This is a genomic window from Pediococcus ethanolidurans, assembly GCF_001437405.1.
In the GTDB taxonomy this organism is placed as follows: domain Bacteria; phylum Bacillota; class Bacilli; order Lactobacillales; family Lactobacillaceae; genus Pediococcus; species Pediococcus ethanolidurans.
This window is the reverse complement of sequence record NZ_JQBY01000020.1, coordinates 1-10,998: the sequence shown is the minus strand read 5'-3', so window position 1 is coordinate 10,998 and position 10,998 is coordinate 1. Positions and strand designations below refer to the sequence as shown.

The following is a 10,998-nucleotide window of genomic DNA, read 5'->3' as shown; positions in this document are numbered from 1 at the left end:
CAAAAATATACGCACATACGTTCGCTTTTTATTTTTATTATCCACGTTTTTAAAACGACTTTCAACCACAAATTCCAATTGATTGATTTTTAAATTGATTACCTGAAATTGCCTTGGAAAGTACTTGTGCAATGGCATCGACACTAACATCTTGGGCATCTTTCATTGTTTTCCCTTCTTCAATCAACTGGTAACTTAACTGGTCTGAATTGCGCATGTTAGTCGGTCGTAAAATCGTGTAGGGAATTTCTGATTCATCAACCAACTTGCCAGCATACTGTTGTTGTTTGATAAACTCATCTTGATCATGTGTCACAGCCTTAATTTCTTCAAGTGGATATTCATCATTAACACCAGCTACTGAACGAAAAACTATTTTTTCTAATTGAATATTATGAGTTTCAATTGCATCCATGACAGCATCAAGAATGTAATCAATATCCCAACCTGTAACATTGATAACCAAAATGTCAGTTCTCTGCAATAAAGGTGCCAGCTGCTGAGCGTTTTGTAATGCAATTCCTTGAACTTTTTGAAGCTCATTAGCAGGAATATCTTTTTCTTCTTCAATGAAGTTAAATTGAAGTTGGTCATTTTTTTCTTGTTGACATAGTTTGAAAAAAGCTTGTCCAATTTGACTATTGATTCCCATTACTAGTACATGTTTCATGTTTATTTCTCCTCAAATATGTAGATACTTCATTATAAAACGAACGAACAAAAATTGCTGTGCTATAATCAATTCAAATTAATGACAATGGGAAGTGTTGTAAGTGAATTCTGAAAATAATTCAAAGCGTCATCACCTAATTGAAATGGATCATCAATACGTCGCTCCTGCTGGACGGGTTTCAAAATTTGATTTAGTTGTTGATCATGCTCAGGATGCAACGGTGTGGGATGTTGATGGCAATCGCTATCTTGATTTTTTGGCCAGTGCTTCGTCTGTAAATATCGGCCATGGTAATCCTTGTGTAGTGGCTGCCATTCAAAAGCAGGCCAACCAACTGGTTCATTATATTTCTGGTTATTTTTATCATGAACCCGCTATTCAATTAGCTAAACGATTAGCACTGTTAGCACCTGGAAACTCACCCAAAAAAGTTTCGTTTAGTACCTCTGGTTCAGAAGCGGCAGAAGGCATTATCAAGTTTGCCAGAAGCTACACCAAACGTTCCGTTATTTTAACTTTTCAAAATTCGTGGCACGGAACCACTTTAGGAGCTGCAAGTCTTTCGGCCATTGATGCTAACATGCACAAAGACATTGGTCCCTTAGTGCCAGACATTCATCATCTACCCTTTCCAGATCCACAAAAAAGATTTCCAACTGAAACACTAAAGGCATTTTCGCAGCGGTATCTGAACGACTTAAAAGATTTATTTCAACATGATATTCCAGCAGATCAAATTGCAGCCATTTTAATTGAACCCATCCAAGGTGATGCTGGCATTATCAAACCACCTGATGCCTATATGCAGGGATTATATAAGCTTTGTCATGAAAATGGTATTCTTTTTTGTACCGATGAAATTAATCAGGGATTTGGTAGAAGCGGGAAAATGTGGTCCATTGATCATTTTAATTTAGAACCCGATCTGATGGCCGTTGGCAAATCCTTGGCTTCTGGTATGCCACTTTCAGCAGTAATCGGAAAGGCCTCCATTATGAATGCTTTAGCCTCACCTGCAAATGCAACAACCACTGCCGCTAATCCAATTTGTTGCGCAGCCAGTTTAGCAACTTTGGATGAAGTTCAGAATTTAAATTTAGTTGAACGTTCTGAAAAGCTGGGAAAATTTGCCAAATCACAATTTACAACTTTGCAACAAGAATTTCCAGTTATTAAAGCAGTTCGCATGATTGGCCTAAACGGTGGTATTGACTTCGGTACTGATCAAGCTAGCCTTGTGACTGCGCTCAGTGAATATTGTTTTGAACATGGTCTAATTATTATCTCAACCATGAATCACATTTTAAGATTCCAACCACCACTGGTTATCACAGAAGAAGAAATCAAAAACGGTGTCACTATTTTACGCAACGGTTTACGTGAATTAGCTTAATTTAACTTAATGATATTGTTAAATGAAGTTCATTTAAGCTGACGACTTAGCCTTCATCGGTGCTACTCGCAATTTTCTCTGTTGTTAATTAAAACATGATGTGCTAAGCTTAACCTCACAGAATTTAATAGCACTTACCTGTATAATGTCATAATATGGTTGATAAGTTTCTACCCGACACCTTAAATGTTGGACTATGGGCGAATAGTGTTTTAGATAGATGGTTATTTGATTTATCTTAAACAATAGACGACTGACTTATGCAGGCCACAACAGCAATGTTGTGACCTGTTTTACTTTCATATTCTTCATTAATACATCGTTAAGTGACAGAAAAGGGAGAATTACATTGAAGTCTATTGAAGCAACACATGCGCAACCAAGACAAACTATCTCACAACCAAAAGCTGCCCTATTAGGTTTACAACACCTCTTAGCCATGTACTCTGGAGATGTTTTAGTACCGTTACTAATCGGTGGTTATCTGCATTTTAACGCTGCTCAAATGACCTATTTAGTCTCTATTGATATTTTCATGTGTGGGATTGCTACGCTTCTACAACTAAAGAAGACCGCTTTAACCGGAATTGGTCTCCCTGTTGTACTTGGCTGTGCGGTTCAAGCCGTTCAACCACTGCAAAACATTGGTGGTACCTTAGGAATCGGTGCCATGTACGGTGCCATTATGTGTGCAGGTTTATTCGTTTTCCTCATTGGTGGCTTGTTTTCAAAAATTAAAAATCTCTTTCCACCGGTTGTCACTGGCTCACTCATTACAATTATTGGGTTTACTTTAATTCCAGTTGCCTTTCAAAATCTCGGCGGTGGGACAGTTTCTGCAAAGTCATTTGGTAATCCGCAGAACTTAATTGTTGGTTTTGTAACGGTCATCATTATTGTTGCCGTCAATATCTGGGGTAAAGGCTTCATGCACTCAATTGCTATTCTTATTGGTATTCTGGCCGGAACACTGTTAGCAGGTGCCATGGGCATGGTCTCACTTAGTCCCGTTGCACAAGCCAGCTGGTTTCACTTACCACAACCTTTTTACTTCGGAACACCAACCTTTCACGGTTCGGCAATTATTACCATGATTATGGTTTCTTTAACCACTATGATTGAATCTACTGGCGTTTTCTTCGCTTTAGGTGATTTAACCGGTAAAAAAATTGAACAAGATGATTTAAAACGTGGGTATCGTGCTGAAGGAATTGCTGCCATGCTTGGTGGCCTATTTAACACATTCCCTTACTCAACTTTTTCTGAGAATGTAGGTGTTTTACAGCTTTCTGGTGTCAAAACACGCAAACCCATTTATTATTCCGCATTTTTCTTAATTTTACTTGGTTTACTTCCTAAGGCTGGCGCAGTAGCCACCATTATTCCAGATCCTGTTTTAGGTGGTGCGATGATCGTCATGTTTGGTATTGTTGGTGCACAAGGAGTTAAAATCCTTCAACAAGTAAACTTTTCTGAAGACAAAAATATTTTGATCACATCACTTTCAATCGGTATAGGGCTTGGCGTCACAGTTTATCCACAAATTTTCCAATTTCTGCCAACAGCCGCTCGCATGCTGCTCACCAACGGAATTGTAGTTGCCAGCATTGTCGCTGTGGTCTTAAATCTATTCTTCAATGGTATGCATGGTGAAACAAAATCTGAAGTTCAAAAAACTCATTAAAAATTGAGCAAACTAAAAACACTAGTAACAGAATTTTTCCTGTTGCTAGTGTTTTTAATTTACACTTTTAAATTAAACAACCTGACGCTTGAATGGGTCACTACTGATTCCCTTTTCAAGAATAGCCTTTGACCATTCTTTAGCTGAGAACAATGAATGATCACGATAGTTTCCACAACTATACTTGTCAGTTCCTTGAACATCTTTCCATTCAATCTTATCAGCGATGTCTTCCAATGAACCCTTCAAGGCCTTTGCAACCTCTTCAGTGGAATGCTCGCCCCAAGTAATCAAATGAAAGCCTGTTCGGCATCCAAATGGTGAACAATCAATGACACCATCTAAACGGTCACGCAATAAGCCTGCTAATAAATGTTCGATGGTATGTAATCCTGCAGTAGGAATTGCATTTTGATTAGGTTGAACTAAACGTAAATCAAAGTTTGAAATCTTATCGCCCTTTGCACCGCTCTCAACTGTAATTAAACGAACATATGGTGCTTTAACCTTTGTGTGATCCAATGTGAAACTTTCAACTTTTGCCATAATTATTGACTCCCTTTCATATTTACACTGTCTATTCTGCATCCGAAAATTATATTTTTCAAGCCGTTGTCTAATAACTTTTAAAACGCTTTATTAAATTAACTACTTTATTTCAAATACGCAATCGGTTTTTGAACTTCAATTTTTGTTCCGTAGTATTTATCTTTGATGTAACGTTGAATGTCCTTTTTGTGATAAAGCTTGACTAACTTTTTGTATTTAGCATTATGGGCATTCTTTTTTGCTGTTGCCAGTATATTAATATTTGAACGTGTACTTTGATCAATTTTTTCGTGGAAAATTGAATCTGTCAAAACGTGTAAATGTCCTTCTAACGCAACCGTATTGGAAATTAAAACAGCATCAACATCTTTCAAAACCCGCGGACCCGTTGTATCATCAATTTCTTTAAATTTTAAATTCTTTGGATTGCTTTTAATGTCGCTTACATTACCCAATGCACTAAAATTAGCCTTTAGTTTAATTAAACCTGCTGATTGCAACAACAATAAATCACGAGCAGTGTTGGCAGGATTATTTGCAATCGCGATTGTAGCGCCATCAGGAATTTGTGAAACTTTTTTATATTTCTTAGAATAAATTCCCATTGGTTCCAAGTATGTTGTGCCTAAAGCGGATAATTGTTGTTTTGGATGTTGTTTGTTATACGCTTCATAGTATGAATAAGATTGAAACGCATTAACATCAATGTTACCTTGCGCTGTGCCGTTATTCAGCTGGACACCATCAGTGACTTGCTGAACCTTTATCTTTAGACCCGCTTCTTTAGCATCATTACTTTTTGCAATGTGTTTCCAGATATCATAATCTGACCCCATTGAACCAACTGTAATTGTTGTTGTTTTTGCCTTAGCCGAATGACTTAACTGATGAACACCTAAAACTGCAACGACTAAAACAACGATAACACCTAAAACCCACCAAACACTTTTTTTCATGTCTAACTCCCCTTGCTCTTTTTAATGTCATATTTTGAGTACAACTTCAAGCCACATTCGTGCTAACCCGCCAACACTATCTCTAAACTTCACTTAAGTTCACCTCTTTTAATGCTCTAAACGTTTAGCCAACCAATCACCGGCAAACTGAACAATAAATACCATAATTAAGATAATTAACATTGCCACAATGGTCACATCATTTTCAAAGCGGGCATAGCCAATACTGATGGCAATATCGCCTAAACCACCGGATCCAATTGCACCAGCCATCGTTGTGAGGCCAATTAAACTAATAATTGTCAAAATTGATGCGCGAATAATATCAGGTAAGCCTTCGCGCAAATAAACACGAAAAATAATTTCTGTTGGACTTGAACCAGAAGCCTGTGCCGCCTCAATCACCCCCGGATCAATCTCAGTCAAAGCATTCTGAATTTGTCTAGCGTAAAACGGAAAGATTCCAATGATTAACGGTACTAAGGCAGCCGTTGTCCCGATTGTCGTTCCTACCAAATAACGCGTAAACGGGGCAATAACTGCCAATAGAATAATGAACGGGATCGAACGCAATAAGTTCACTATCTTGTCTAACAACCCATATATGAAACTATCTTCTAAAATGCCACCTGGTTGACTTGCAATTAAAAAGATTCCTGTTGCTAATCCCAGTACACCAGCAATAATGGCGGAAACTAAGGTCATATAAACAGTTTCCCACGTTGCTTGTGCAAATTCAGATTGCATGTGAATTACATTTGGAAACCAACTTGCCATTAAGCTTGCACCTCTTTTTTATCTACTTTATTTAGCAACTTCACCCGAACTTGATTATCTTTTAAGAATTGAATGGCTTTTGTAATATTTTGATTTTCACCGGTTAAAACTAAAATCATAAACCCTAATGTTTCTTCATGAAGCTGTTCAACATTTGCAAACAAAATGTTGCCATCAACGTCAAATTGCTTTGCTAAGGTTGAAATAATTGGTTGTTCTGTAGACTGACCAATGAAGTTCAATTGAACCAACTGTTGCTTCTGTGTAAGTTGCTGGAAGCTCGGGTTTTCTGTAACTTTTTCAACAGCAGGACCCACATTTGTCGCAATATTGATAAATTCTTGCGTTAGTTTCTTTTTAGGCGTTGAAAAGATCTCTTCAATGTCACCACGTTCAACTATTTCACCCTTTTGCATAACAGCTACATGGTTACAAATTTCTTTAACTGCTTGCATCTCATGTGTAATTAAGACAATTGTTAATCCTAAAGTCTCATTGAGTTGTTTCAATAAATTCAAAATTGACAAGGTTGTTTTAGGATCTAACGCGCTGGTAGCTTCATCACTGATTAAAATATCAGGATTATTCGCTAACGCCCTCGCAATTGCCACTCGTTGTTTTTGACCGCCAGAAAGTTGACGCGGATAATCATTTTTGCGCTGTTCCAAACCAACTAATTTCAATAATTCTGTTGCACGTTTTGTGCGCTCGCTTTTAGATAACTTTGTTTTTAATAACGGATATTCGACATTTCCTAAAATGGTTCGTGATTTCATTAAATTGAAGTGTTGAAAAATCATGCCGATTTTCGTTCGTGCCTGCCGTAATTCAACTGGTTTCAACTGCAATAAATCTTGTTTATTAATATGAACTTCACCCGCAGTCGGTTTCTGCAAAAGATTAATCACACGTACCAAAGTACTTTTTCCAGCGCCTGAATAACCAACAATGCCGTAAATATCACCCTTTTCAACTTGTAAATCCACATTTTTAACGGCTTGAACTTGGTTCTCACCATCTTTAAACTCAACCGTTATTTTTTTTAAATCAATAATATTTTCAGTCATTCAATCACCCTCTTTGAAGTAAATAAAAAAAGTTTCCGCCCCATGTCTTAATTAAAAGACTAGGGACGAAAACTTCGTGTTACCACCCATATTCGTGCTCCTTTTACAAACAGCACCTCAACGATACGTATTTTTACAAATGCATATCTGGGATTATATCGTATCCTCACGTGTTTAAAGCTTGCACCTTAAACATTAGCTCAGAGCTCATCTTCAATCCCTACAACTGATTCCTTTTCACCAACCGGAATTCTCTAAACAATTGCTGGATTTACTCTTCTCTTCTCCGCATCACTATTTAATAATTGAATTCATTTTATCATCAAATTTTAATAAGTCAAGCTTACTTACAAAATGCGATATAATAAAGTTAATTATGTTGCCCTATTTAAATTTTATTGGCAACCAGCGGAGGTAACAAGCATGCAACAAACATTAGATGATTTCATTTGTACCTGGGCAAAAAATGGTGGTCCAGAAATTCGCGCTTATCATAAAAATGAATGGTGCCAACCTGCCCATGACGATCAATACATTTTTGAAATGATGAGTTTAGAAATTTTTCAGGCCGGTTTAAATTGGGAACTTGTTTTAAAAAAACGCCCTGCTTTTCAGAAAGCTTTTGCCAACTTTGATCTTCATAAAGTAGCGGCTATGACTAGTGCGGACACAGACCGTTTACTTCAAGATTCCAGTATTATTCGTAATCGACTAAAAATTCAGGATACCGTCCTTAATGCTAAGGCGTTTCTTGAAATTCAAAAAGAATTCGGTAGCTTTGATCATTATATTTGGCAATTTGTAAACGATCGTCAGGTAAATAATCATATTCGAATTCCAGCAGAAATTCATTCAAAAACACCTTTATCCGAAAAAATAGCCAAAGATTTAAAAAAACATGGGTTTAAATTTATGGGACCGACAATCACTTATTCATTTATGCAGGCGATTGGGCTTGTAAACGATCACGAAATTAGTTGCATGGATAATCCCGGCTAAGACAAGGAGTTGTTTAGCTATGGCACAAGCAAAATACGTTGAAACAAGTGCGAATGGCCTTTTTTCTGGTGTTTATTTTATGGGACGCTGGGTTTCAAAGGTAATTGCAAATCAAAATGTGATGTACACCACTAACTTAGGGGCTGCACTGTTACTAATGACAAAAAGTACTGATCATCTAAACCTAAAGTTTCTAAGCACCATCCCCAATGCTAGATTTCAACCAGAAATTGCCATTTTTATTGATGATCAATCCGAGCTTCGATTGAAGGTCGATGAAGTACCTGATGAACTTCAATTTGAAACAAAAAAACCGCATCTAGTCCGAATTACCTTTGCCGGTAATTCAGACGCAGATGAGGTTTGGTTGCATCAGCAAGGCTTAGCCATCAATGATATTTCGGTGCCTACTTCCGGAAAGATCATTGCTGTTAAACCAGCTGGAAAAACAATTGCCTTTATAGGAGATTCAATTACTGCCGGTTGTTGGGTTAAAAAACGAATTCCTTCTTCCGGATACGCTGCTGAACAGAATTATGCGGCGCAAACTGCCCGTAAACTTAACGCACAAGATATTAGAATTGCCTATAGCGCAGCGGGCTTACTTCGCTATGGAACAGGTGGCGTTCCTGCAGCTCCTCGCTTTGTAAAATATATCGACTTTGAAACCAAAGCACCCCAGTATAAACCTGACCAAGTAATCATTAATATCGGCACTAATGATCGTCGTTTTGACGGTAATCTTGTTCAAGAACAGTTTTTGAATTTTTTCAACGAGATCCATCAACTGTTTCCAAATGCCGCACTGAATGCCTTGATTCCTTTTAATCAAAGCTTTGCTACCGAACTGCAAGAACTGGCTACCCGTTTTTCTAAGCTCTTTTTCCTAATTGAAACAAGGGATTGGCCAATCACCTATACAGATGGTGTTCATCCTGATTTACATGGTTCTGAGGTCATTGCACAGCGACTCACTCAAGTTCTCATTCAACACTATGGAAAACCCTATTTTACAGTTTAGTCAGAGACCAATTCTTCTTTGGTTTCTGTCTTTTTTTCATTTACCGTATGTTTCAACCCAATTCCAGTAAATCCACTAAGAATTGAGAATATTGGCGATAAAATGCTAAAGAAGACGAATGGTAAGAAATGCAACGTTGAAACACCCAACGTATTGGCAGCAAAAGCTCCCGCAACTCCCCAAGGAATTAAGTAGTTAATAACTGTCCCGCCATCTTCTAATACACGGCTTAAGGCAAGATTGGCTAAACCTGTTTGATTGTATGCTTTCTTAAAAGCTTTTCCTGGCAGGATAACTGATAAGTATTGTTCACCGATAAAAATATTAACACTAATCCCAGAGAGAATTGTGGCCGTTACCATCTTTCCATCCGAATTTAGACGTTTTGTCAACGGAGTCATAACGGCCTGAATTAAGCCAAACTTCATTAAGAGGCCGCCTAGCGACAAAGTAAGTACGATCAATGAAACAGTACCCATCATACTGCTAATTCCACCACGCGTTAGTAAAGCATCTACACTGGCATTGCCGGTTTTAGATACAAAACCACTTTCAATAATCGTGGCAATTTTGCTGACTTGTGTTTGAGGTTGTTCAATAAAGACCATTAAAACAGAAACAACGATGTTAATAAATAAAGTTGGAATGGCCGGAATTTTCTTCCAAGCACAGAAAAACATTAACGCAATCGGAATAATGGCCCAAAAATTAACACTAAAATGACTTTGTAAAATGGCAACCGTTTGATTAATTTTTCCGAGGTTAGCCGAAGAAGTCGCATGAAACCCAAGAATAGCGTAAAGAATTAATGAACCTAAAAAGGCTGGAATTGTTGACCACATAAGATTCTTAATATGATCAAACAAGTCAACTCCGACAACGGCGGAAGCCAGGTTAGTTGAATCCGACAATGGGGAAGATTTATCACCAAAAATAGCACCTGAAATAATGGCACCTGCAACCAATGCTGGATTAACTCCCATCGTCATTCCCATTCCAAAAAAGGCAATTCCAATCGTTGAAATAATGGTAAAGGCCGATCCAATTGAAGTTCCCACCAATGCACAAACAAAAAATACTGAAGGAACAAACCAAGTGACACTAATCATATGGAATCCCAATACCATCATTGAAGGAATAATTCCGGCCGCAATCCATGTACTAATTAGCGCACCCACTAAGATAAAAATAAAAATTGGAATAATTCCCGTTTGAATACCTTCCTTGATTCCTTTATCAACATCTGACCAAGCAAAATGACGAGCGCGAGCCCAGAACGTGACCACGACCAAAACTAGTAAAACGGGAACCTGGGGCGACAAACCAAATTTAATAACTCCCAATCCCATAATGACCAGCATTCCTAGTAACACAATAACTGCTTCTTTAAAACTTACTTTATTTTCCATATTGCACCTCATTTTAGTTTTCTTAAAAATTTAAATTACACAATAATTTCTAAGTAAAGACTAATAACGAGGCATTCCTCCACATGTACGGTTTTCCATAATAACATTGCTCCTTTCAAACTTTAGACAATAAAAAAACCCTGCTGCAATTTATACAACAGGGACGATAAAACCGTGGTACCACCCAAATTGAAAACGTTCAAAACAAAAACGCTTTCCACTCACTAGATGGTAACGGCTCTAGTTATTATCCGTTCAATCGAAACTGTTTCATGGTATTTCATCTAAATTATCCTGATCGGTTCGCAGCAACCACCGACTTTCTGACACCCAGATAACTAGCTACTTAGTATGAAAGTTAACGTTGATTATTAAGTTGAATGAATCTTACCACGCAAAAAAAGCTGCGTCAACTAAAAATTAAAAATAAATTAGAGAATTGTCATTCACAAATGATAATGTCCGAAGTA

The 10,998-nt window shown here is 37.5% G+C and carries 10 protein-coding genes and 1 riboswitch; of the genes, 4 read left to right on the top strand and 6 right to left on the bottom strand.

The features are described from left to right. Window positions 1–61: 61 nt before the first annotated feature. The gene (locus IV87_RS08435) at window positions 62–670 is read right to left on the bottom strand and encodes an NAD(P)H-binding protein (RefSeq protein ID WP_057807334.1); all 609 of its coding nucleotides are present in this window, start codon (window positions 668–670) and stop codon (window positions 62–64) included. A 103-nt stretch (window positions 671–773) separates the two neighbouring features. Between IV87_RS08435 and IV87_RS08430 the strand changes: the two genes are divergently transcribed. Then, a complete protein-coding gene (locus IV87_RS08430) occupies window positions 774–2,066 on the top strand; it encodes an aminotransferase class III-fold pyridoxal phosphate-dependent enzyme (protein ID WP_057807332.1) in 1,293 nt (430 codons plus the stop codon). 118 nt (window positions 2,067–2,184) lie between these two features. Then, a riboswitch (purine riboswitch) is annotated at window positions 2,185–2,283 on the top strand. 141 nt (window positions 2,284–2,424) lie between these two features. Beyond that, window positions 2,425–3,750 carry a nucleobase:cation symporter-2 family protein gene (locus IV87_RS08425; RefSeq protein ID WP_258390199.1) on the top strand — a complete coding sequence of 442 codons (1,326 nt, stop codon included), beginning with the start codon at window positions 2,425–2,427 and terminating at the stop codon, window positions 3,748–3,750. Between the two features lie 72 nt (window positions 3,751–3,822). Here the strand turns inward: IV87_RS08425 and IV87_RS08420 are convergent, their stop codons facing one another. The 4 genes from IV87_RS08420 to IV87_RS08405 form a co-directional block, all read right to left on the bottom strand. Continuing rightward, window positions 3,823–4,296 carry an S-ribosylhomocysteine lyase gene (locus IV87_RS08420; protein ID WP_057807329.1) on the bottom strand — a complete coding sequence of 158 codons (474 nt, stop codon included), beginning with the start codon at window positions 4,294–4,296 and terminating at the stop codon, window positions 3,823–3,825. A 107-nt stretch (window positions 4,297–4,403) separates the two neighbouring features. Continuing rightward, window positions 4,404–5,255, bottom strand: a complete 852-nt coding sequence (locus IV87_RS08415; protein WP_057807327.1) for a MetQ/NlpA family ABC transporter substrate-binding protein — start codon at window positions 5,253–5,255, stop codon at window positions 4,404–4,406. A gap of 108 nt (window positions 5,256–5,363) precedes the next feature. Continuing rightward, a complete protein-coding gene (locus IV87_RS08410) occupies window positions 5,364–6,032 on the bottom strand; it encodes a methionine ABC transporter permease (protein WP_057807325.1) in 669 nt (222 codons plus the stop codon). Beyond that, a complete protein-coding gene (locus IV87_RS08405) occupies window positions 6,032–7,099 on the bottom strand; it encodes a methionine ABC transporter ATP-binding protein (protein ID WP_057807323.1) in 1,068 nt (355 codons plus the stop codon). The genes IV87_RS08410 and IV87_RS08405 overlap by 1 nt, the downstream gene beginning before the upstream one ends. A gap of 423 nt (window positions 7,100–7,522) precedes the next feature. Here IV87_RS08405 and IV87_RS08400 point away from each other — a divergent pair, with 423 nt between their 5' ends. Next, entirely contained in the window at window positions 7,523–8,098 is a 576-nt protein-coding gene (locus IV87_RS08400) for a DNA-3-methyladenine glycosylase I (protein WP_057807321.1), read from the top strand. A 19-nt stretch (window positions 8,099–8,117) separates the two neighbouring features. Further along, window positions 8,118–9,119, top strand: coding sequence for an SGNH/GDSL hydrolase family protein (locus IV87_RS08395; protein ID WP_057807319.1), 1,002 nt, complete (start codon window positions 8,118–8,120; stop codon window positions 9,117–9,119). Here the strand turns inward: IV87_RS08395 and nhaC are convergent. Further along, on the bottom strand, window positions 9,116–10,528 hold the full coding sequence (gene nhaC / locus IV87_RS08390; protein ID WP_143053191.1) for a Na+/H+ antiporter NhaC: 1,413 nt from the start codon (window positions 10,526–10,528) through the stop codon (window positions 9,116–9,118). The two genes, IV87_RS08395 and nhaC, sit on opposite strands and share 4 nt — an antisense overlap. Window positions 10,529–10,998 lie beyond the last annotated feature (470 nt).